The organism is Hymenobacter sp. DG25A (genome assembly GCF_001280305.1).
Taxonomy (GTDB): Bacteria; Bacteroidota; Bacteroidia; order Cytophagales; family Hymenobacteraceae; genus Hymenobacter.
This window is the reverse complement of sequence record NZ_CP012623.1, coordinates 721,148-743,617: the sequence shown is the minus strand read 5'-3', so window position 1 is coordinate 743,617 and position 22,470 is coordinate 721,148. Positions and strand designations below refer to the sequence as shown.

17 protein-coding genes are annotated in these 22,470 nt (G+C 58.3%); 8 read left to right on the top strand and 9 right to left on the bottom strand.

The annotated features are described in order from the left end of the window. Positions 1-109: 109 nt before the first annotated feature. Both AM218_RS03120 and AM218_RS03115 read right to left on the bottom strand, forming a co-directional pair. Complete coding sequence (locus tag AM218_RS03120; protein ID WP_054411780.1) at positions 110-1,120, bottom strand: FecCD family ABC transporter permease; 1,011 nt, start codon at positions 1,118-1,120, stop codon at positions 110-112. Between the two features lie 27 nt (positions 1,121-1,147). Then, complete coding sequence (locus AM218_RS03115) at positions 1,148-2,065, bottom strand: ABC transporter substrate-binding protein (RefSeq protein ID WP_054411778.1); 918 nt, start codon at positions 2,063-2,065, stop codon at positions 1,148-1,150. A 90-nt stretch (positions 2,066-2,155) separates the two neighbouring features. Here AM218_RS03115 and rfaD point away from each other — a divergent pair, with 90 nt between their 5' ends. Beyond that, on the top strand, positions 2,156-3,124 hold the full coding sequence (gene rfaD / locus AM218_RS03110; protein WP_054411776.1) for an ADP-glyceromanno-heptose 6-epimerase: 969 nt from the start codon (positions 2,156-2,158) through the stop codon (positions 3,122-3,124). Positions 3,125-3,348: 224 nt separating this feature from the next. Continuing rightward, positions 3,349-4,737, top strand: a complete 1,389-nt coding sequence (locus tag AM218_RS03105) for an FAD/NAD(P)-binding protein (RefSeq protein ID WP_262489779.1) — start codon at positions 3,349-3,351, stop codon at positions 4,735-4,737. Positions 4,738-4,809: 72 nt separating this feature from the next. On the opposite strand, the gene AM218_RS03100 is transcribed toward AM218_RS03105, so the two are convergent. From AM218_RS03100 to AM218_RS03090, 3 genes are all read right to left on the bottom strand, one after another. Then, positions 4,810-5,070, bottom strand: a complete 261-nt coding sequence (locus tag AM218_RS03100) for a hypothetical protein (protein ID WP_054411772.1) — start codon at positions 5,068-5,070, stop codon at positions 4,810-4,812. Positions 5,071-5,223: 153 nt separating this feature from the next. Continuing rightward, a complete protein-coding gene (locus AM218_RS03095) occupies positions 5,224-6,231 on the bottom strand; it encodes a quinone oxidoreductase family protein (protein WP_054411771.1) in 1,008 nt (335 codons plus the stop codon). 88 nt (positions 6,232-6,319) lie between these two features. Continuing rightward, on the bottom strand, positions 6,320-6,733 hold the full coding sequence (locus tag AM218_RS03090) for a thiol-disulfide oxidoreductase DCC family protein (RefSeq protein ID WP_054411769.1): 414 nt from the start codon (positions 6,731-6,733) through the stop codon (positions 6,320-6,322). A gap of 330 nt (positions 6,734-7,063) precedes the next feature. Between AM218_RS03090 and AM218_RS16895 the strand changes: the two genes are divergently transcribed. The 3 genes from AM218_RS16895 to AM218_RS03075 all read left to right on the top strand — a co-directional run bounded on the left by AM218_RS16895 (position 7,064) and on the right by AM218_RS03075 (position 9,517). Continuing rightward, a complete protein-coding gene (locus AM218_RS16895) occupies positions 7,064-7,417 on the top strand; it encodes a hypothetical protein (RefSeq protein WP_197274007.1) in 354 nt (117 codons plus the stop codon). Between the two features lie 126 nt (positions 7,418-7,543). Further along, positions 7,544-9,079 carry an HTTM domain-containing protein gene (locus AM218_RS03080; protein ID WP_054415244.1) on the top strand — a complete coding sequence of 512 codons (1,536 nt, stop codon included), beginning with the start codon at positions 7,544-7,546 and terminating at the stop codon, positions 9,077-9,079. Between the two features lie 117 nt (positions 9,080-9,196). Then, the gene (locus AM218_RS03075; protein WP_054411766.1) at positions 9,197-9,517 is read left to right on the top strand and encodes a hypothetical protein; all 321 of its coding nucleotides are present in this window, start codon (positions 9,197-9,199) and stop codon (positions 9,515-9,517) included. A gap of 87 nt (positions 9,518-9,604) precedes the next feature. Here the strand turns inward: AM218_RS03075 and AM218_RS03070 are convergent, their stop codons facing one another. From AM218_RS03070 to AM218_RS03055, 4 genes are all read right to left on the bottom strand, one after another. After that, the gene (locus tag AM218_RS03070) at positions 9,605-11,407 is read right to left on the bottom strand and encodes a DUF885 domain-containing protein (RefSeq protein ID WP_054411764.1); all 1,803 of its coding nucleotides are present in this window, start codon (positions 11,405-11,407) and stop codon (positions 9,605-9,607) included. A gap of 166 nt (positions 11,408-11,573) precedes the next feature. Then, positions 11,574-12,815 (bottom strand): T9SS type A sorting domain-containing protein, encoded by a 1,242-nt coding sequence (locus AM218_RS03065; RefSeq protein WP_157547494.1) that lies wholly within the window; start codon positions 12,813-12,815, stop codon positions 11,574-11,576. 394 nt (positions 12,816-13,209) lie between these two features. Then, positions 13,210-14,529 (bottom strand): hypothetical protein, encoded by a 1,320-nt coding sequence (locus AM218_RS03060; RefSeq protein WP_157547493.1) that lies wholly within the window; start codon positions 14,527-14,529, stop codon positions 13,210-13,212. 354 nt (positions 14,530-14,883) lie between these two features. After that, complete coding sequence (locus AM218_RS03055) at positions 14,884-16,071, bottom strand: carboxypeptidase-like regulatory domain-containing protein (RefSeq protein ID WP_054411755.1); 1,188 nt, start codon at positions 16,069-16,071, stop codon at positions 14,884-14,886. A 255-nt stretch (positions 16,072-16,326) separates the two neighbouring features. On the opposite strand from AM218_RS03055, the gene AM218_RS03050 reads away from it, so the two are divergent. The 3 genes from AM218_RS03050 (at position 16,327) to AM218_RS03040 (ending at position 22,454) form a co-directional block, all read left to right on the top strand. After that, positions 16,327-17,343 (top strand): alkaline phosphatase D family protein, encoded by a 1,017-nt coding sequence (locus tag AM218_RS03050; RefSeq protein ID WP_054411754.1) that lies wholly within the window; start codon positions 16,327-16,329, stop codon positions 17,341-17,343. A gap of 98 nt (positions 17,344-17,441) precedes the next feature. Beyond that, positions 17,442-20,591: a serine hydrolase domain-containing protein gene (locus AM218_RS03045; protein WP_231717533.1), complete on the top strand. Its 3,150-nt coding sequence runs from the start codon at positions 17,442-17,444 to the stop codon at positions 20,589-20,591. Positions 20,592-20,822: 231 nt separating this feature from the next. Beyond that, the gene (locus tag AM218_RS03040; RefSeq protein ID WP_054411750.1) at positions 20,823-22,454 is read left to right on the top strand and encodes a 3-(methylthio)propionyl-CoA ligase; all 1,632 of its coding nucleotides are present in this window, start codon (positions 20,823-20,825) and stop codon (positions 22,452-22,454) included. Positions 22,455-22,470 lie beyond the last annotated feature (16 nt).

Below are 22,470 nucleotides of genomic sequence, written 5' to 3'. Positions count from 1 at the left end.
GGAGTATTGGGTGGTAAGAGCTCAGGGCCTGCTAACTGACTTTATAAGCCAGCCAATACAGGTAATACGGTAAGAAACAGGCGGCATCCATACGTGCTGCTTGTAACACCTACACCCTGAATCCTTCTTTTTTTCGGAGCAAATATACGAAGAACGGTACGCCAAACAGGGCAGTAACAATGCCTACCGGCAAGCCCGCCGGCGGATAGAGCACGCGGGCCAGCAGGTCGCAGGCCAGCAGAAAGTTGCCGCCCAGCACCGCGCACACCCACAGGTTGGCCCGGCCCGTAACCCCCAAAAGCCAGCGCGTGATGTGCGGAATCATGAGCCCCACAAACCCAATGGGGCCACACAAGGCTACTACACAGCCCGTAAGCCCCGAGGCCGCAATAACCAGAATCCAGCGCGTACGGCCTACGTTCATCCCCAGGGCCTGTGCCCGCTCCTCCCCCAGCAGTAAAATGGAAAGGTCTTTCTGCAGAAATAGAAACAGCCCCAGTACCATTGCCAGTGCTACGGCCGGGTAGGGCAACAACTCCCAGCCGGCCCGCTCAAAACTACCCATGGCCCAGAAAGCCACGGAGCGCAGCTTTTCCTGCGAATCAGATAAAAAAGTAAGCAACCCGCCAATGGCGGTAGTGAGGGAGCCAATGGCCACGCCGCCCAGCAGCAGCTGCGCCGGGCGCAATTGCCCTTGCTGCATGCCCAGCACTACTACTACCAGCGTAGTGCCCAGGGCGCCGGCCAGGGCTGCCAGCGGCGGCAGGTAAAAGCCCCCCAGAAAAACACTGGGCAAAAAAGAAAAGCAAAGAATAGCGCCCAGGGCCCCGCCGGAGGCAGTGCCCAGTAGATAAGGGTCGGCCAGGGCGTTGTTTACCATGGCCTGCATGAGGTAGCCACTCACGGCCAGCCCCGCGCCGGCCAGCACGGCCAGCAGCAGCCGGGGTAGGCGCAGCTCTACCAGTACCAGCTGGGCGGGGTCGGCGGGGTTGTAGTGCAGCAGGGCACGGCGCACCAGGGCATAGTCTACGGAGTAGCTGCCCACGCGCAAGCCCAGCGCCAGCAGCACTACCAGCAGCACCAGACCCAGCACTAGCCAAATGGCGGCACGTTGATTCATAGCGTGAAGTAACACCAGCCGGCGGAATTACCGGGCCGCCGGCTGCCGCAACAAGCGTTGCAGCTCCTGAATGGATTCTACCACGCGCGGGCTGGGGCGCTCCATCAGGTTGCCGGTTACGGCAAACACGCGGCGGTTCTGGTAGGCCCGAATGCGGCGCAGCTCCGGATAATTCTTAAAAAACGTGCTGTCCAGCTGCCCAAAGCGGCCGCCCAGCAGCACATCGGGGTTTAGCTGCAGAATGTACTCGCGGGTGAGAGCCGGGTAAGGTTGCGTAAAAGCCTCTGCCACCGCGTTTTGCCCCCCGGCCAGCCTGATTTTATCGGTAAACAGGGTATTCTGGCCATATACATAAATGGGGTCCTGCCAGGTAATGGCCAGCACCCGGGGGCGCGGCCCGGCCGGTGCCGCCGCGGTTATGGCTTCCAGTGCGGTGCGGAGAGAATCGGTGAGGTGGCGGGCTTGTGGTGCGCGGTGCAGGATGCGGCCCAGGTCCTGCAGCCCTTTGAATATGTCCTCTACCGTGTTGTAGCGCTGGTAATACACCGGAATGCCCAGCTTTTCGAGGCGGGCGGCATCGTCCTGGGAGGTGATGCCCTCAATGGTGAAAACTACATCGGGCTGCAGCGCTACCAGGCGCTCCAGATCCAGTGGGTAGCTGTTGACCACGGGCTTGCGCAGGGCCGCTTGCGGGAAGTCGCAGGCCTGGGTGCGGGCAATGATGGTGGCGGTGTCAGCAACGGCGTACAGCATTTCCGTCATGGACGGAGCCAGCGCCAGAATGCGGCGCGGCCGGGCCGGCACAGTGAGGCGGCGGCCCAGGTCATCGGTCAGCTGCTGGGGCCGGGCGGCATTTTCGGTAGCGGCGGGCTGCTTATCGGGCTGGCAGGCGAGCAAACCGAGCAAGGGCAGCGCCCAAAGCACCCGTAGAAATAACTGAGGCATGGGCAAAGGTAGCGCGCCACGCCAAGTACTCAGCCCCCTACCAAAGGCAGACGCCGGATAATGTCTACTTTTAGGCAAAATTTCAGCCCTATGATAGTTGTGACCGGAGCGGCCGGCTTTATTGCCAGCTGCCTTGTAACCCGCCTCAATGCCGCCAACTTCAACGACATTGTGGTGGTGGATAATTTCTCAGTGGAGCGCAAGCTGGCCAACCTCAAAGGCAAGCACCTGCGCGAGTACGTAGACCGCAACGAGTTTTTTGAGTGGCTCGATAAAAACCACGAGGAAGTGGAGTTCATCTTCCACCTCGGTGCCCGCACCGATACCACCGAGCAGGACCGCGCCGTGCTGGACGTGCTCAACCTGAACTACTCCAAGCAGATGTGGCAGGCCTGTGTGCGCTATCAGCTGCCGCTGGTGTATGCCTCTTCGGCTGCCACCTACGGCTCGGGCACGCTGGGCTATTCTGATCAGGATGATGCGCTGCTGCCGCTGTACCGCCCCCTGAACCCCTACGGCGAGTCGAAAAACGACTTCGACAACTGGGCTGTGGAGCAGGAAGAAAAGCCGTTTTTCTGGGCAGGCCTGAAGTTCTTTAACGTGTACGGCCCCAACGAATACCACAAGGGCCGCATGGCATCCGTAATTCTGCACGCCTTCGAGCAGATCCGGCGCACGGGCTCCATGGAGCTGTTCCGCTCCCACAACCCCGACTATACCGACGGCGGCCAGATGCGCGACTTCGTGTATGTGAAGGACGTGGTGGAAGTGTGCTATTTCCTGCTGCACCACCGCCAGCATTCCGGCATCTACAACCTGGGCACCGGCGAGGCCCGCACATTCCTGGACCTGGCCCTGAACACGTTTGCCGCCCTGGATATGACGGCCGACATCCAGTTCAAAGACACGCCCGAAGACATCCGTGATAAGTACCAGTACTTCACGGAGGCCGATATGCGCAAGCTGCGCGGCATTGGCTACGACCGGCCCTTTACCCGCCTGGAAGATGGCATCAATGACTACGTGCGCAATTACCTGGCCACGGGGGCTTATTATTAATCTGCCATGGCAGCCTAACGGCTGGCCATTTTTCGTCCGTATTTCTTTCTGAACTGCCCAGCTGAGCGCAACGCCTAGCTGGGCAGTTCGTTTTAGGGCATACAACGGAGATGCCTAGGCTGCCATACCGCGTATCTGTTTTTATTCCTCGATTTTTTAGTAAGAATTTTTTATTCGATTTTATCACCCCAAACTCTCCCACCTCTCTTTTTGACCCCACCTAAGTGCAACGGAAGACCATAACAATTTTAGGCGGGGGATTTTCGGGCTCGATGCTGGCCGTGCAGCTGGCCCATTTACCGGGCGGGCCATTTGCCTGTGATATTCATTTAGTGGAGCCCCGACCGGCACTCGGGCCGGGGCTGGCCTACACTGCCCGCCGGCCGGAGTATCTGCTGAACGTGCGCAGCGCCCTGCTCAGTGCTTTTCCCGATCAGCCGGGGCATTTTGCTGAGTGGCTGCGCAGCACCAACGCGCCGGCCTGCGAGCAGGATTTCTGCGCCCGCCAAACCTACGGGCGCTACATACAGGAGCAGGTGGCCAGCGTAGTAGCGCAGCAGGCGGCGAATGGCATGCGGGTTACGGCCCACAACACCTCCGCTACCGCAGCCACCCTGGCAGCCGATGGGCAGTCGGCGGTGGTGGAACTGGCGGATGGTACCCGCCTGGAAAGCCATTATGTGGTGCTGGCGCTGGGCAATTTCCCACCACTGCCCCCTACGCGTCCATCGGAAGGGTACAGTGCCCACCCCGGCTTTCATGGTAACCCCTGGGCACAGGGGGCGCTCCGCACTATTGGCCTGGATGATTCGGTACTGCTGATTGGCTCCGGCCTGACGGCCGTAGATGTATTGCTGGGGCTGCGCGCCGATGGACACCGCGCGCCTATTACCGTGGTATCGGGGCACGGGCGCTGGCCTACCACGCACGGCCCGGTAGCCGCGCCTTATCCCAGCTTCTATGCCAGTGATCTGCAGCAATTAACTACCGTGGCTGAGGTAATGGCCGCCGTACGCCGCCGCGTGCGAAAAGCGGCAGCAGAAGGTATAGACTGGCGGTCAGTAGTAGATTCGCTCCGGCCCGATCTGGGCCGGATATGGGCAAATTGCCCCCTGCCGGAACAGGCCCGGTTCCTTCGCCACGTCTCTTCTCTGTGGACTACCATCCGCCACCGGAGCCCGCCTCAGAACGCCGCCACTATTGAAAGCATGATGGCGGCCGGCCAGGTGCAGGTGCACCGGGGCCGGGTATGCCACCTGGCTGCCCAGGGCGCTGAGCTGGCGGTGCAGGTGCGGCAAAAACACGACACAACGGTTCTCACCGCGCAACACGTGGTTTCCTGCACCGGGCCGCTGCTGGACTATACCCGCATTCAGGACCCGCTGGTGCAAAGCATGCGGGCGGCCGGCCAGCTGGTGCCCGATGTGCTGCGCTTAGGCATGGAAACTGATGAGCACGGGGCCCTGCGCAACACGGTCGGCATTGTTTCTCCGGTGTTCTTCACGCTGGGGCCCAGCCGCCGGCCCGCTTACTTTGAATCGACGGCGGTGCCGGAGTTGCGGCAGCAGGCCGTGGCGCTGGCCCAGCTCCTAGGCCAGCGAGTGGCTGACTAAGGGCGGGCTATCAGCACAACGCCACCGCTGGAACAAGCCCGGCGGTGGCGTTTGGTATAGAAAGATACGTGCCTAGGCAGCTATATCATCTTCGGAGTAGACAGGGCGCATGGATACAACCGGCGTTGAAGCGGCTTCAGTGGGTGCTTCCTGGTTATTGCGGCGCAAGGCGCGCATCAACAGGTAGCGGTATTGCTCGGCATCGGCCAAGGCTGCTTCCACGGCCCGCAAGGCATCATCATACGTTACAACCGGAGCCGATTCTGCTTCCTCCCCCGTAGGATACGTAAGGTAGAAAACCGGCGCGTTGAGGTAATCAGCAGGTGATTTCATAGAAGGAAGAAGAGCGTTAATTGTCGTTCGATTTATAACAGAAAGTGCCCTTACTTCATTCCTTTTTCGAGTCCTTTTCAGCAATATTTTATCATTTTAATATACTGATTATCAATAAATTAAAATGATTGCGGGAAATAATTTAAAGCGTTTTTATTGGGCCATAATCTGAAGCACAATCTTCCCGAACTGCTGGCCATTATCCATGCGGCGCATGGCTGATTCGCCTTCGTCCAGGGGCAGCACTTCATCTACTACCGGCTTCAGCTGGTGCTCGGTTACCAGCGCCAGCAGCTCGGCAAAATCCTGCTCGGTACCCATGGTAGAACCCAGGATGGATAGCTGCTTCCAGAATATTTTGGCCGGTGGCAGTTGGGGTATGGCACCCAGCGTGCCCCCATAGAATACAATGCGGCCGCCCGCAGCAGCTACATCCACCAACTGGGCAAAGGCCGGACCAGCGGCGCTATCCACAATGACATCAAAGGGGCCGCCGGCTTCCTTGGCCAAAGCCATGGCCCATCCTTCGGTTTTGTAGTTGATGCCGCCCTGCGCGCCTAATGCTACGGCGCGCGCTATTTTCTCCTCCGAGCCGGAAGTAACCCACACCTGCGCGCCCCGGGCCACAGCCATTTGCATGGCCAGCAAGGCCACGCCGCCGCCAATGCCCGTAACCAGTACCCGCTCATTGGCCTGCAGACCAGCCCGCGTGAAGACTGCCCGGTAAGCCGTAACGCCGGCCAGCGGCAGGGCGGCTGCCTGCGCAAACGTGAGGTGAGGCGGCATAGGGTGCACATACTGGGCCGGCACCCGCAGGTATTCGGCAAAAGTACCTTGCTCGGGCAGCCCTACAATGGTAAAGGCCTTTCCCTGGGCCCGCGGGTTCTCGCCCCAGTTGTGCCCGGGATTGATGAGGACTTTCTGGCCCAGCCAGTCAGCCGAAACACCCTCCCCTACGGCCGATACTAGGCCGGCCCCATCGGAGCCCAGGATACAGGGGAACCGCAGGCCGGCATACTGGCCCTTCTGAATCCAGACGTCGCGGTGGTTGAGGGCGGCGGCATGCACTTGCACGAGTAGCTCACCGGGGCCGGCTGAGGGAGGGGGAACGTCACGGAGCTGCAGGGGCTGGTTGATGCCATCGAGAACAAGTGCTTGCATGCGGGAGGGGATTTTGGGTGAGAGGTATAAAAGAGCACCTACCGGGGCGGGTGCGCCCGGGCAATTAACAAAAAATGAAGGCCGGAGGTTAGCCGGCCAGAAAACGGGCGCGCAACTCCGGGGTGGGCAGCCAGCAGGCCTCCTGTTTGCCAAACCACTGGTAGCGGTGGCGGGCCACCCAGCGGTACACGGCATCGCGCAGGCGCTGCGGCAGCCAGATGGCGGCGTAGCCCCAGCGCCAGGGCCAGGTAAGCTGCCGGGCAATGCGCAACGCCGCCGTGGAATGTGAGTACAGCCGCCCGTTTTCCAGCAGCAGCACTGAGTCCGGCTCGCCGGCCGGCACGGCATGGCCATGCGCCTCTAACAGGGCCTGCCCCTCCGGTGACTGCAGAGCAGCAAAATGGAAATGGCCGGCGGGGTCGTGCTCAATCACAAACTGCACAAACCCGTTGCACAGATTACAGACTCCATCAAATAAAACAATGGCCGGGGAAACTGTCATGCCGCAAAGGAGGGAATACTTACATGAATTCAACTCACAGATAAAGGAAACGTTTCGGCCTGAAATATAGCTACGCTGACTTTTGTGCAGGCCTTATGCTGCTACGCTTCCCCAACGCTGAAAGGCACATCAGGTTCATCATACGGATCCGCATGAATACGCATTTTATTTATTCGGTATTTATTCAAGAATAAAAGTGAATCATCCGGCTCAACGGTGCGTATAACAGGGCTACCTAATTCCCTACTAGCAGAAACCAACTGATTGGGCGTGTGTCTGATATCAGTCGGGTTTCAGTACTATTTTTCTTTTCACTAACTGATTCCTGTTATGAAAAAGTCCTTTGCCTCCGTGGCTATACTGGCAGCCGTACTCGCGCTGTCCACTGGCCTGTCCTTAAGCTCTTGCAACCGGAGCATGTCGACGGATACGGGCACTACTCCCGCAACCGGAACTGATATGAGCACCACCTCCGGCACTTCCACTTCTGGCACCACCACTGGTACTACTACCGGAATGGAAGGCACCACAACCACCGGCACCACAACCACGGGCACAACTACAGGAACAACCTCGGGCACTACTTCAGGCTCCACCACGGGCATGACCACCTCCGGTACCACTACGGGCTCTACTACCAGCAGCACCACCTCGGGTACCACCAGTGGCTCTACTACCCGCTAGTGCGCGTTGAATAGCCCAGCTGCCCTTCTATCATAGTTAACACGGCAGCCTATTGGAATGCAGGACATTCTGGTAGGCTGCCGCGTTGCGTTTTCTTACTTCTCCCGCCCTTTGCCCTGGCTTTCTATGCCGCGTGCCGCTGCTTTCTTCCAGAATCCGTTTGCGCTGGATTTGCGGGCACTGGGGCTGTTGCGTATTGCCCTGGCGGCCGTGCTGCTGACTGACTTAGCCATTCGCAGCACCGACCTGGAGGCGCATTACGCAAACATGGGTGTGCTGCCCCTGCATGCGCTGTTTGCCAATTGCTGGACACCCTATCAGTTCTCCCTGCATACCAGCAGTGGGCTGTGGCAGGTGCAGGCTTTGCTGTTTTTAGTGGCGGCCGGGTTTGCTGCCGCCCTGATGCTGGGCTACCACACCCGCTGGATGACGGTGCTGTCGTGGCTGATGCTGGTTTCAGTACAAAACCGCAACCCGCTTATTCTGCAGGGTGGCGACGACTTACTGCGGATGCTACTCTTCTGGGGCATGTTTTTGCCCTGGGGCCGGTGCTACTCGCTTGATGCGCGGCGCAAGCCACTGCCGGCTTCCTTCACGTATTTCAGCGCCGCCACGGTGGCGTATATCGTGCAGCTGGCGCTGCTGTACTGGTGCACCGCGCTGTTAAAAAACGGCCCGGAATGGACGCAGGACGGCACCGCCCTCTACTACGCGCTCAGCCTCGACCAGATTCTGATGCCGGTAGGCCGGCTGCTGTACCCGCATAGCGAGCTACTACGCCTGCTCACTTTTGGCGCCTACTACACTGAAATGTTACTGCCCTTTGCGCTGTTTATCCCTTTCCGGGTAGCCTGGTGGCGCATGCTGTTCGTTACCGTGCTTTTCCTTTTTCATATTGGTATCAGCCTGACGTTGTTTGTGGGGCTGTTTTACCTGATCAACCTGGCCTCCTTGCTGGCACTACTGCCGGCTTCCGCGCTGGCGGTGCTGGAACGGCACGGGTTGCCGCCATTGCAACGTCTGCAGCAGCGGGCCGCCTTGCACACTGCCGCCTGGCGGAGCCGCATAGCCAGTTGGCCCCGCCCACTTAGCCTGCAGGTGCAAGCTACCTGGCACGGGCACCGCGGTAGCCGGCAGCTGCTGCGCAGCCTGCGCGAGGGGCTGGTGCTGGGCCTGCTGGTGTATATCTGCTGGTGGAATGTGGATAGCGTGGCACCCACGCGCCGACTGTTTTCGGACCAGAGCCGCTGGCTGGGCTACCTGTTCCGGCTGGATCAGCACTGGGGTATGTTTGCGCCCACGGTGTTTAAGGATGATGGCTGGTATATTCTGGAGGCTACAACCACCGATGGCCGGCGCCTGGATTTAAACCACGGTGGCGCCCCGGTAAACTACCGCAAGCCCGCCTCCGTAGTGAGCCTGTTTGCGAATGACCGGTGGCGGAAGTACTCCGAGAATTACTTGTTCATCAACAACGCCTATATGCGGCCCTACTTCTGCCACTATCTGCTGCGCATCTGGCAGGAAAAGCTGCCTGCCACGCCTATCCGGCAGCTGGAGGTTGTGTATATGAAGGAGGTTTCCCTGCCCAACTATCAGGTGGCGAACCCTAAGCGGGAAGTGCTGTGCACCTGCGCTGCTGCCGTGCCGGGCAAGCCGTAAGAGCCTGAGCTAAATAGCCAGTTGGAAATCGGGAGTAAAACTCGGGCAGCGCCATCTTCCGGCAGCTTCCTGCCGTATACAGGGCCCTAGTATCTTCTTCATCAAGTTATCTTTCCTATGAAACATCTGCCTCATATAGTACTGGCCCTGGTAGCGGCCACCGCGCTTTCGTCCTGCGACCGAAGCAACAGCCCCGGCAAAGACCCGCAAACCAGCCAGGACTTTACCAACGCTCCACCGGCCCGCTCCACCGATACCAACCTGGACAGCGTAAGCAAAGGGCAGGACGCCCAAACGCCCATCGGCACCGGCTCCGCCGCCGACATGAAAACATCCACCGACGCGGCCCGCAAAGGCCCCCCCAACGACCCTTCGTCCCCGGTGCAGCGCATGCCCAGCCAGTCTACGGAGCAGCAGGCATCTACCCGCGAAGAGTAGTACCCGACAATCATCTTACAAAAAAAGGCCCGACAGAATATCTGGCGGGCCTTTTTTTATGCAGGAAGATCTGAATTTCGTGAGTTCTTATTTCTGGGTAGCGGCCCAGGCGTCCATCTTGCGCTCCAGCACGGCCAGGGGCATTACGCCGTCCTTCAGCAGCTCATCGTGGAAGTCGCTCAGCTTGAACTTAGGGCCCAGCTGCTGCTCGTACTTGGTGCGCAGCTCCCGGATTTTCAGGGCGCCTACTTTGTAGGAAAGTGCCTGGCCCGGAATGGCCATGTAGCGCTCAATCTCGGCCGTGGCGCCGTCTTCGCTAATGGCTTCGTTTTCCATCATGTATTTAATGGCCTGCTCGCGGGTCATGTTTTTGGTGTGCATGCCCACGTCTACCACCAGCCGGATGGCGCGGTGTATTTCGTCGCCTAGGGCGCCCATGTACTGATAGGGGTCGGTGTAGAGCCCCAGTTCCTTACCCAGGCTTTCGGTGTACAGGGCCCAGCCTTCGCCCATGGCGCCGTACCAGGCAAAGCGCCGGAACTTGGGCAGTGCCGTGTTTTCCTGCTGCAGGGATGTCTGGTAATGATGGCCCGGAATGGCTTCGTGCAGAAACAGCGACTCCATGCCCGAGGTGACGTTGAAGGTAGTAGCATCCAGAATGGGGATGTAGAAGACACCCGGCCGGGAGCCGTCGGGGCTGCCCGCGTTGTATTCTGCTGAGGCCGAGGCGGCGCGGAAGGCCTCCGTCTGCCGGATTTCGAACGGCGTTTTGGGTGTGCGTCCAAACATCTTTTTCAGGTTGGGGTCAATCTTGGCCTGAATGGCGCGGAAGGCATTGAGCACATCTTCCGGCTTTTTGTAGGGCATCAGCTTTTTATCCGACTTCAGGTTCTGGAAGAAGGCCTGCAAATCACCCTTAAACCCTACCTGCGTCTTCACCTTCTCCATTTCCGTGCGAATGCGCTTTACCTCGCTCAGGCCGGTCTGGTAGATTTCTTCGGGGGTTTTATCGGTGGTGGTCCAGTATTTTACATAGTAGCGGTAGTCTTCGGCGCCCTGCGGAATGGCCGAAATACCGGTGCTGGTGCGGGCCTTGGGCAGGTATTCCGTTTTGAGGAAGTCGCCCAGTTTTTTGTAGGCGGGTACCAGTTCCGTGAGAATGGCTTGCTTGTAGGCCTCAGTGATGCGCTTTTTATCCGCCTCTGCTATGTCCTTGGGCATCTTATTAATGGGGCCGTAGAACAGGCTCTTGGTGGGGTCCGTCACCACCATGGCCGTCATCTGCGGAATCATTTTTACCACCAGGGCTTTGGGCAGCACCACGCCGGTTTTCATGCCCTGGCGGAAGTTGCTGATGGCGGTATCCGCCCATACGGAGAAGCCCCGCACGCGGCCCAGCCAGTTATCGTAGTCCTTGGCGGTTTTGAAGGGCTGGTTGCCTTCGCCGGAGCCGTATTGACCCATGGTGAGCGGCAGACCCCAGAACTGCTGGAAGGGCATCATCCAGGTGTTCAGCTGCAGGCCCTGCAGCTTGGTTTCCAGGTCGTACTTAAAGATATCGTAGCTGATTTTATCATTCTCCGAGAGCTTCTCCCGGTCATATTTCGCCAGCTGGTCCAGGTACGACTGGTAGGTGGAGCGCAGCTTCTCCCGAAATTCTTGGGTGCCATCGTTGGGCAGTTGGTCGTTGTAGCGGTTGTCGCCTTGGGCAGTGGCCTCCAAGGGGAAAAGCCGGCTGTTTTCTTCCCAGTACTTGTCGAAAAGCGTGGCCATATCTTGCATTTCGGTAGCCGTGCCGGCCGTAGCGCCGGCCTCCTGTGGTTGCGTCTGCTGGCTACAGCTACCCAGCAGGGTACCAGCCAGCAAAGCCGCTAAGGTTACGTGTTTCATTTAGGGAGAGTTGATTGGGTGAAAGGAAACGAAAGCTAGCAGATTTTGTGGCGAAAGGCAGCACCATGGGCCATAAATGCAGGGCGCCTATTCCACAAAAACAGCCGTGCCGGCGAAGACAAGCTTCGCCGGCACGGCCGCACTCATTTTCAACATTATTGCCTGCCTAGTTCAGCAGTATTTTCTGGCTCATCATACCGGTAGAGGTCATGGCCTGCACAATGTATACGCCGGCCACGGCAGTACGCAGGGGAATAGTGCGGGAGAAAGTGCCGGCGGTTTCGGCTGACAGTTGCTCGGTGTACACTACCCGGCCCATGCTATCCAGCACCCGAATGGCGCGGCAGGTACCAGGGCTGCGCAAATCCACATTCAACGACGACAGGTTGCCGTACACGGCCAGGGTCTGGGTGCCCTTCCCGGTTTGCACCACCGCCACATTGGAGTAGGTGAAGGTGCCGTCGGTATCGGTGGATTTTAGGCGGTAGTAGCTGGTGCCAGCGCGGGGCGTTTTGTCTACGGCCGAATACGAAAGCGTGGAGGAGGACTGGCCCGCGGCCGGCACTACCGAAATGGCTTCAAACTGGCGGCCATCCTGGGAGCGTTCTACCGTGAAGCTGGCGGAAGCCCGTTCCATAGCCGTAGCCCAGCTCAGCTCTACCCGCTCATTCAGGTACTTTGCCGTGAAGCTGATAAGCTCCACTGGCAGTGGGGCACAGCCATTGATGGCAATAGCCTCCAGAGCATTGGGGTTGCACTCCAGGCCGGGGTCGGTGGTGGAAGTGCAGGCCGTGGCCTGCTCCTGTATACATACCCGCAGATTAGGACCAAATAAGCCATTCAACTTGCCCCGGCTTTGGGTGCGTACACAGCCATCTATGGCCAGTTCGCCCGTACCTACCAAGCTGGGGTTTCCCTGCATAACAATCAGGTCGCCTTCAATATTCACCTCTGAGGCAACAGTAAGGGTAGACTGGTTGGCAATGGTGATGCTGCAGGTAGCGGTAAGGGGCGCATTAATCAGGGCATCGGCCTTCAGAAAGGTCAGGGAGGTAACCTCCACGCTGCCATTGGCCAGTAAGCGCTGCTTGTCGGGGCCGGCCTGCTGGCCGAAGCTCAACGTACGGCCCGGGGTAGTGGCTGACTCCGTAACAGAGCCATTAGTGCCAATCATCAGCATCCCATTATTGCCGGCTACCGTATAATTCCGATCCAGCTGAACGGGGGCATTGACAATGATGATGTTGTTGCTGACATCCTGCCCGTTTACGATTTGGTTGGTGGGCACCGGACTTGCATTGGGGGTGCCGGTTACCGTCCAGGTGGAGGCGCTGCTCCACGCGCCGCCGGTGGCGGTGGTGGTATAAATGGTTTGTGCTACCAGCCCTGTGCTGAGCCCGAAGATCAAGAGAGAAAACAGGACAAAAGAAAGTATACTGGTTTTCATTATTGTCGTCTTTAAGGTCAAACTTTTTAGCTTAAAAGCTTGATATTTATACGACAGCACTTATCTTTAGATCAAGAATTATGAGTTAAAAATTTATTAAACTCGTCTTATATATATAAATATTCTAATTAACGGAAAGTGAATTTAAACCGGTTAAATCTGCTTGTTTTACTTGTAACCCTATACAAAAACTGTATTTATTTTACAAGTAATTCTATAAATGAGACAAAAAATTTATCCGAAATGTTCCGATTTTTTTGTCTTTGACTCTGTTTCTTCCCGTGTTACCCAGCACAAAGAGCCCCGGCAGATACACCTGCCGGGGCTCTTTGTGCTGTTAGCCTCACCTGAGCATCTACTCCTGCAACAGAAGGCGTTGGGTTAGCAACCCAGTGGAGGTTATAGCCTGCACGGTATAAATACCCATGGTGCGCTGCCCCAACGGAATCTGGCGCTGCAGATTTCCCCTGGTAGCCGCCGGAATTGCCTCACTGTAGACCACGCGCCCCAGGTTATCAAGCACACGTAGCAGCCGGCATTCTCCCGGGGTGTGCACTTCCACCACCAACTGAGCGGCGCTGCCCGCCTGCCCATAGGCAAGCAATTCGGCCTTGATGGCGGTGGCCTGTACTACCGCAACCGGCGAAAAGGCATGCATACCGTCCACATCGTTCTGGCGCAACCGGTAGTAGTTGGTACCGCTAACCGGCTCCGCATCGGTGGCGGTGTAATGCTGCAGGGTGCTGGACTGCCCGGCGGCGGGAATGTTCACAATGGGTTTGAACACATGGGCATCGGTGGAGCGCTCTACCGTAAAACTGGCCGAGGCCCGCTCCAGCGCCGTGGTCCAGCTTAGCTGCACTTTGCCCCCAACATAATGGGCTGTAAAGCTATTCAGCTCCACGGGCAGGGAAGGCGGCGGACAGCCGTTGTTGGGAATATCCACGTTGGGGTTTACATGCAGGTTACTATCCAGATTATTCCGTCCGCAGCCCCCGCCTTTTCTCACACATACCACCACCGCATCGGAGAACAGGCCCGGTAGAGGGCCATTACTGATGCTCAGAACGTCGCCCTCAATTGTTAAGCTGGCCCCGCTCAGCCCTTCATCAATATCCGGCGTGGTGGTGTCGGTGTTGCCGTTATACACAATCAGGTCGCCTTTCACTACTACATTGGAGGAAATGGCGAAGGTGGATTGATTACTTAGCAGCAGGTTGCAGCTAAGCGTAGTGGCTGATCGGATGGAAGCATCCGACTTATAGAACTCCAGGGAGGCAGCCGTTATCTTGCCGCCACTGGCTACAGAAAGCCGCTGAATGGCTTTTTTACTCTGTTCCACAAATTTTATGGTGTAGCTTTTAGCCAGTAGCGCGCCCAGACTCCCAATGGAGATTTTGCCGTTTGCCCCGGCCGCCTGGTAGTCATGCGTCAGCTTAATTTTATGATCTATCACCACCACATTATTCAGGCCGGAGGTGGGAACGGCCGGCACGGTAAGCCCCGAAGGGTTGCTGGATATAACCCAGGAACTGGGGTTATCCCATTGTAGCGTGTCGCCTGGTAGTAAGGCGGCGGCAGTCGTACTGTAGTAGTAGATCTGCGCGTATCCATTGGTGGAGGCGCCAAAAAGCGCAACAATGAATACTAAAAGAGAGAGTAGAATTGCTTTCATCACATTCCAACTTTAAGGTTCAATTTTTTAATTGAATTTTTATATAATATAAATCTTATCGTTACACAGAGCAAGTTTATTTGTCATATTATTATATAATTTATACCTATAACGATATTACACAAAACTACGTAGGTTCGCCATCAGACTTCTCAGTATGCTGTTGGTGAAGCTTTACCCAAGGTGAGGAAGGAGGAGCCCCTGGCATTGTCCGCCTTTTAAGAAAGTATTTCCGGCTCCTGCTTTCTCTCCCCACACAACAGCCCTTGCCAGATAGCACAGCTACTACTCCAAAAGCCATAAAAAAAGCCCGCTGGTATAACCAGCGGGCTTTTTTACAGAATGGGTTATCCGTTATTTCTTGACCATAGTGCCGAAAGCGCCTTTCCGTTCGAACGCGGCAATTACTTCGTCCTCCACCGGAGTACGCTTCACTACAGGGTTGTTGGCCCAGAACTCCGGGTCGTATTTAATGCTGCGGATAGCATCCAGGTCGCGGTCTTTGGTGCTTACCCGCGCGTATTTAATAGCTGTTGGCGTGGGCGTGGTGTCGTAGAAGAAGGTAAACGACTGCACATTAATGGGGGTAGCGGCCTTGCCGGCGCTGGTGAGCTCCGCGCGCAGGCTGGTCTTCATATAGGATAGCGTCATGGGGCCGGTGGCTCCGGCAGCATCCTGAAAAGCCATTTCAATCTGCAGCTGAGGGTTGCGGAATTTCTGGTTGGGGTTGCTGGAGGTAGCCGTAAAGTTGGGCGTCGTCATCTGGTAGCGCAGCACCTGGTAGGTATCCGTATCGACCCAGATAGTGCCCTTCGATTCGTATTTCTCCAGCTCGGGGCGGGTTTCAAAGGTAATTTCGGCTACTCCGCCTTTGGTAGAATCGGGGCCGGCTACAATGCCTTTTATTTCGAGCAGGTAGTTTTTGAAGGTATTGGGGCTGAGCAGCGCCAGAGACTTTGTGCTATCGGCGCGCGGATCAAACAAGCCGAATGAGCGGGTATAGAGGGAGAAGTTGCTGAAGCTGGTGAGGGCCTGCTTGCCGGCGTAGCGGCCCTGGGCAATGGCCGTGCCCTCAATGCGGGAGTTATTCGACTTCACGTTCCAGATAACTTCCTGCAGCTCCGTAGGCTCGCCGCCAATGCGCGTAATCTGGCGGTAGAAGGCTTTGCCGTAGAATTTCTGGGCGTAGTCGTTCTGCAGGCGGCAGTAGGCCCGGTCTACCAACTGAAATGCATAGCTACCTACTTTCACCTCCGGCAGCGTAATGGAAGCCGAGGCCAGCGAAACCGCCAGCGGCTGTGCCCCGGACGTTACCCGCACGGTGTCGCGCTGGTGGCTGAGCTCCGAGAAAATGAGCGTACGCGGCAAAGAGGGCACGTTGATGGAGAATTCACCGTTTTCGTTACTGGCCGTGCCTAGTGTGGTGCCGCTCACGCCAATGCTCACAAACGGCAGCGGCTCCCGGGTATCTTTATCGATAACGGTGCCGCGCAGCATTACCTGCGCCTGGGTTAGCTGCGCCAGCAGCAACAGAGCCAGCAATAACCCTAGGGATTTAGCGAAGGGCCGGATAGCCCCGGAAAAAGAATGGCGGGAAAAGAACGAAGACCGATAAATCAAAACAGCCGGAATTGAAGTGAGAAGATAGAGAAACCGTAAACGCTGACACTGCCCGTCAGCATGTGTGCCTTGCACAAAAAACGAACCGGATAGTGGTCAAACCAACTATCATCCCCAGAAAGATAATCTTTGCTCTTCCTTTGTAGCCTGATTACTACCGGCCATTTCCCTTTTCCAATGAAACCTTCCCTCCTTCTTGCGGCCCTAACCTCTTTATATATAGGAGCCCATACGCCAGCGCTGGCCCAGCATAAAAAAGAGCTGCGCATTGCCTTTGGCTCCTGCAACCGCCACGATTTACCCCAGCCGCTCTGGGACGATATTGCCGAGGACAAGCCGCAGGTCTGGATCTGGCTGGGCGACAATATCTACGGCGACACCGACGACATGCAGGTGATGCGCCAGAAATACGATGCCCAGTTTAACCAGGAAGGCTACCGCCACCTGCGCGAGCAGGGCACGGCCGTCATCGGCACCTGGGACGACCACGACTACGGCCGCAACGACGGCGACAAGAACTACCCCTTCAAAAAGCAGAGCCAGCAGGTAACGCTGGACTTTCTGCAGGAGCCCGCCAACAGCCCGCGCCGCCAGCAGGAAGGCATTTATGCCGCCTACACCTACAATGTGGGCCGCAAAAAGGTGAAAGTGATTCTGCTGGATGACCGCTACTTTCAGGACACCCTGTACCGCGACGCCAACCTGGTTTACCACCCCAACCAGACCGGCGACATTCTGGGCGAGGCGCAGTGGAAGTGGCTGGAGCAACAACTCACCAGCTCCGATGCCGATGCCCACATCATTGCCTCCGGCATTCAGTTCCTGCCTCAGGAGCACAAGTACGAGAAGTGGGCCAACTTCCCCAAGTCCCGCCAGCGCCTGCTGGATCTGCTGGTTTCCACCAAAACCAAAGGCGCACTGCTCATCAGCGGCGACCGGCACATTGGGGAGATTTCCAAAATGACACTGCCGGGCCTGGAGCAGCCAATTTATGAGGTTACTTCCAGCGGTCTGACCCACCCGGCCACCCATAATTTAGGCGAGCCCAACCAGTACCGCGTGGGGCCGCTGGTCAATCAGAAGCACTATGCCCTGTTCCGCTTCCGCCAGAAACGCCGGAAGCTGCTGGTGTCGGCGGCCCTGAAGGGGGATGAAGGCAAGGTATTTTACACGGAGAACATCGAAATAAAGTAGCCGGACCCTGGTTGCCCCTGGTGGCCGCCGCCGAAAGACCCGCCCGGTAAAAGCAGCACATTCCCCTAACTTCGCAATTCAACCTACGCCCAAGCCGCTTGTCGTTGTTCCGCTACCTCTCGTTTCTATTGCTGGCGCTGCTGCTCCTGAGCCCGACTGATCTGTCGGCGCAGCGCCGGAAGAAATCATCACCCCGCCAGAAAACTACCCGCACGGTAGCCCGTCGGGCACCCGTGCGCAGCCGCCCCGCGGCCAAAGTAGCAGCCCGCCTGAAACCGGTGGCGCCGGCGCCCAAGCCTAAGGCAGTAGCCGTAGTGAGCCAGCCAGCTAAGCTGCCGATACCGTTTGCCGCCCAACTAAGCAGCTCCCGCTGGGTTGATTCGGTGATGCAGACGCTCACGCCCGACCAGCGCGTGGCCCAGCTGTTTATGGTGGCCGCCTACTCCAACCGCAAGCGCATTGATGAAGACTCCGTGTCGACGCTGATTCAGCAATACGGTATTGGGGGACTGATATTCTTCCAGGGCGGGCCCGTGCGCCAGAGCCGGCTGCTGAATCGTTTTCAGAGCCAGAGCCGGGTACCCCTGCTGGTTGCCATGGATGCGGAGTGGGGCGTGGGCATGCGCCTGGACAGCGTGGTGCGCTTCCCCTTCCAGATGAGTATGGGCGGCATCCGCGACAATCAGCTGTTCTATGATATGGGCGAGGAAGTGGCCGCGCAGTTTAAGCGGCTGGGCATGCACGTCAATTTTGCGCCGGTAGTTGATGTCAATAACAACGCGGCCAACCCGGTTATTGGCTTCCGCAGCTGGGGCGAAGACCGCCAGAGCGTAACGGAGAAAAGCTACCTGTACATGAAGGGCATGCAGGATGCCGGCGTGCTGGCCGTAGCCAAGCACTTCCCCGGCCACGGCGACACCGATACCGACTCCCACCTGGCCCTGCCGCTGGTGCGCGTAGACCGGCGCCGCCTCGATACCTTGGAGCTCTACCCTTTCCGGAGCCTGATGCAGCGCGGCCTGGGCGGCCTCATGATTGCCCACCTAAACATTCCGGCCCTCGACAGCACCGGTACGCCTTCCACCCTTTCCCGCCCCATTGTAACGGACCTGGTGCAGCGCAAGCTGGGCTTTGAAGGCATGATCTTTACGGATGCCATGAACATGAAGGGCGTCATCAGCAAGTACCCGCCCGGCGAGGCGGATGTGCGCGCCCTGCTGGCCGGCAATGATATTCTGGAATTCAGCAAAAACATTCCGCTGGCCCTGCAAATGGTGCGCGCGGCCATCAACCGCGGCGAGCTGACCCAGGAAGAAATTGACCGCCGCTGCCGCAAAGTACTGGCCCTAAAGCAGTGGGCCGGTCTGGACAAGTACCAGCCCATCAACCTAAAAAACCTTTCCCGGGACCTCAACGGGCCCCATGCCCAGTACCTCAGCCGCCACCTCTCGGAGCTGAGCGTAACCTTGCTGCGCAACCAAAAAAACCTGCTGCCCCTGCCCCGCCTCGATACCCTGCGGCTGGCTACGCTCACCATCGGCACCAAAGACACCACCGATTTTCAGCGCATGGCGGCCACCTACGCGCCGGTGCGCCACTTCTGGCTGCCCGCCACGCCTACTCTGGATGAGTTGGTGCAGATGCGCGAGGCCCTGCGGCCCTACAACACCATTCTGGTGGCCCTCAGCAACCTGGGCCGTCAACCGGCCACCAGCTTTGGCGTAACGCCGGAAACCAATGTGCTGCTCCGCGAGCTGGGCGCCGCCAAGCAACGCATGATTGTCAGTGTGTTCGGCTCAGCCTACGCCGTGGCCAAGGTGCGGGACTTAGACCGGGCCGAAGCAGTTATTGTAGCTTATCAGGAAAGCCGCAACGCCCAGGAAACAGCCGCCGAGCTAATTTTTGGCGGTATTAATGCGACGGGGCATCTGCCCGTGACGGTATCCGATAAGTACGGCTACGGTGCCGGGCTACCCACGCAGGGCGGAGCCCGGCTGCACTTTGGTGCCCCTGAAGACGTGGACATGGACCCGCGCCTGGAAGCCCGCGTCGATTCTGTGATGGCGCAGGCCCTGGCCGCCCACGCCACCCCCGGGGCGCAGGTTATCATTGCCCGGCGCGGCACGGTGGTACTGCGCAAAAGCTACGGCACCCAAACCTATGCCGAGGCCGGAAAAACGGCCCGCCCGGTGCAGGATACCGATATCTACGATTTGGCTTCGCTGACGAAAGTTACGGCCGCCCTGCCGGCGTTGATGAAGCTGCAGGATGAAGGCAAATTCAGCCCCGACAAAACCCTGGGCGACTATTTCCCCGAGCTGCGCAAGACCAACAAAACCAACCTGAAGCTGCGCGACGTGCTCACCCACCAGGCCCGCCTGCAGGCCTGGATTCCGTTCTGGAAAAGCTACGTGCGCAAAAACGGCAAGCTGAAGTGGTGGTACGTGCGCCGCGACTCCTCTGCCCTCTTCCCCCTGCAGATTGCCCACCACGAGTGGGCCCGCCGCGACCTGCCCCGGCGCATTATGAAGGCCATTGGCAAGTCGCCGCTGAATGCCAAGCCGGGCTATGTGTATTCCGATTTGTCGTTCTACCTCTACCCTATATTGGTAGAGCGTCTCAGCGGCAAGCCGCTGGATGTGTATCTGCGCGAGAATTTCTATCAGCCGCTGGGCGCCACCTCCCTGGGCTTCAACCCTACGCGCCGCTTCCCGCTCAGCCGCCTGGTACCCACGGAATACGACTCGCTTTTCCGCCGCCAGCTCCTGCACGGGACGGTAGATGATGAAGGCGCGGCTCTGCTGGGCGGTCTGTCCGGCCACGCGGGTCTGTTTGGTTCCGCTACTGATCTGGCCAAGCTGGTGCAGCTCTACGCCAACGGCGGCCGCTACGGCGGGCAGCAACTCATCAAGGAAGCCACGCTGGCCGAGTACACGCGCTGCCAATTCTGCCCCCAGAACCGCCGCGCCCTCGGCTTCGACAAGCCCAGCACGCCCCCGGCCGGCAACACCGCCCACGATGCCAGCCCCAGTAGCTTCGGCCACTCCGGCTTCACGGGCACTTATTTCTGGGTCGATCCGCAGTATGAGCTGACGTATATCTTCCTTTCCAACCGGGTAAACCCCACGCGCCGCAACAGTAAATTATCCGACCTGAATGTGCGCACCCAGATTCAGCAGCTGGCTATTGAGGCCATTCGCAAGCCCCGGCACCTGGAGGTGGAAAGCACCGTTCCGGAGGAGAATTAAAAGTCTCCGCTGGATGGTTAGAGTTAAATTAAACCCGTCATGTCGAGCAAAGTCGAGACATCTCGCTAGTGTGGTAATTAGTATGGCAACGTCAGCACGCGAGATGTCTCGGCTCCGCTCGACATGACGTTCTTTCTTCAAATCCGCACCCGTAGGCCCTAACGTCTCAACACGCTGCGAGAAACCTGCAACTAATTTCCTAGCTTATAGCCTCCCCAAACCCACCGCTATATGTTAGGATTGATGATGCTGGAGCCCCTGCGCATTGCCGGGCTCATAGAGCACGCTGCTAAGTGGCACGCCGATACCGAAATTGTAACACGTCTGGTAGAAGGCGGCTTCCACCGCTACACCTACGCCGCCGCGCACCGCCGCAGCAAGCAGCTGGCCAATGCCCTGACCGAGCTAGGGATTAACTGGGGCGACCGGGTGGGCACGCTGGCCTGGAATACACACCGGCATTTCGAGCTGTACTATGGCATATCGGGTATGGGCGCGGTGTGCCATACCATCAACCCGCGGCTGTTCCCGGAGCAGCTGGTCTACATCATCAACCACGCCGAGGACCGGCTCGTCTTCTTCGACCTCACCTTTCTGCCGCTGGTAGAGCGCCTGGCGCCGCTGTGCCCCACCGTAGAAGCCTGGGTGCTGATGACCAACCGCGCCCACATGCCGGAGGCTACCACGCTGCCCGGTGAGGTGCGCTGCTACGAAGACCTGCTGGCTGCCCAGAACGACGAGTTTGTGTGGCCCGTGTTCGATGAGAATATGGCCTCGTCGCTGTGCTACACCTCCGGCACCACCGACCAGCCTAAGGGCGTGCTCTACTCCCACCGCTCCACCTTGCTGCACAGCTATGCCGCCTCGCTGCCAGACTGCTTTAACTGCTCGGCCCGCGACGTAGTATTGCCGGTAGTACCCATGTTCCACGTTAATGCCTGGGGCATTCCGTACGCCGCCCCCATGAATGGCTGCAAGCTGGTGCTGCCCGGGCCGGGACTGGATGCAGCCAGCCTTTATGAATTATATGAGCAGGAAGGCGTAACATTTACGGCCGGCGTACCCACCATCTGGTTTGGCTTGCTGCAGTTTATGCGCGAGAAGAAGCTGCGCTTCAGCACCCTGAAAAACATGATTGTGGGCGGCGCTTCCTGCCCGCCGGCCTTGCTCAAGGCATTTGATGAGGAGCTGGGCGTTACCATCCGCCACGCCTGGGGCATGACGGAAACCTCTCCGCTGGGCACCGTTTGCACCCTGAAAAGCCAGCAGCTTAGCCTGAGTCCCGATGAGCAGTTTGCCATCCAGAGCAAGCAGGGCCGCGCCATTTTTGGGGTGGACATGAAGATTGTGGATGATGAAGGCCAGGAGCTGCCCCACGACGGCGTAGCCTTCGGCGACCTGCTGGTGCGCGGCCCCTTCATTGTGGCCGATTATTACCGGGCAGGGGAGCCCGGCGAGCTAACAAAAAGCGGCTGGTTCCGCACCGGCGACGTAGCCACCATCGACCCCAATGGCTTCATGCAGATTACGGACCGCAGCAAGGACGTCATCAAATCGGGTGGGGAGTGGATTTCGAGCATTGAGTTGGAAAACCTGGCCGTGGGCCACCCCGCCGTGGCTGAGGCCGCCGTGATTGGCGTGCCCCACAGCAAGTGGAGCGAGCGGCCGCTATTAATTATTGTGGTGCGGCCCGGTCATGAAGTAACCGCCGAAGAGATACTGAGCTTCTATGAAGGCAAAGTAGCCAGCTGGTGGAAACCCAATGCCGTGGAGTTTGTGCAGCAGCTGCCGCACACGGCTACCGGCAAACTTCTGAAAACGCAGCTACGCAAGGATTTTGCTGGGTATGTGCTGGGCGGGTAATTCCCGCATCCACAAC

Bases quoted from the DNA above. Each gene is read 5' to 3' on its own strand.
- AM218_RS03100 (WP_054411772.1), bottom strand. From the start codon at position 5,070: ATGAAATCACCTGCTGATTACCTCAACGCGCCGGTTTTCTACCTTACG.
- AM218_RS03095 (WP_054411771.1), bottom strand. From the start codon at position 6,231: ATGCAAGCACTTGTTCTCGATGGCATCAACCAGCCCCTGCAGCTCCGT.
- AM218_RS03050 (WP_054411754.1), top strand. From the start codon at position 16,327: ATGAAACCTTCCCTCCTTCTTGCGGCCCTAACCTCTTTATATATAGGA.
- AM218_RS03120 (WP_054411780.1), bottom strand. From the start codon at position 1,120: ATGAATCAACGTGCCGCCATTTGGCTAGTGCTGGGTCTGGTGCTGCTG.
- AM218_RS03090 (WP_054411769.1), bottom strand. From the start codon at position 6,733: ATGACAGTTTCCCCGGCCATTGTTTTATTTGATGGAGTCTGTAATCTG.
- AM218_RS03115 (WP_054411778.1), bottom strand. From the start codon at position 2,065: ATGCCTCAGTTATTTCTACGGGTGCTTTGGGCGCTGCCCTTGCTCGGT.
- AM218_RS03040 (WP_054411750.1), top strand. From the start codon at position 20,823: ATGTTAGGATTGATGATGCTGGAGCCCCTGCGCATTGCCGGGCTCATA.
- AM218_RS16895 (WP_197274007.1), top strand. From the start codon at position 7,064: ATGAAAAAGTCCTTTGCCTCCGTGGCTATACTGGCAGCCGTACTCGCG.
- AM218_RS03080 (WP_054415244.1), top strand. From the start codon at position 7,544: ATGCCGCGTGCCGCTGCTTTCTTCCAGAATCCGTTTGCGCTGGATTTG.
- AM218_RS03075 (WP_054411766.1), top strand. From the start codon at position 9,197: ATGAAACATCTGCCTCATATAGTACTGGCCCTGGTAGCGGCCACCGCG.
- AM218_RS03070 (WP_054411764.1), bottom strand. From the start codon at position 11,407: ATGAAACACGTAACCTTAGCGGCTTTGCTGGCTGGTACCCTGCTGGGT.
- rfaD (WP_054411776.1), top strand. From the start codon at position 2,156: ATGATAGTTGTGACCGGAGCGGCCGGCTTTATTGCCAGCTGCCTTGTA.
- AM218_RS03060 (WP_157547493.1), bottom strand. From the start codon at position 14,529: ATGAAAGCAATTCTACTCTCTCTTTTAGTATTCATTGTTGCGCTTTTT.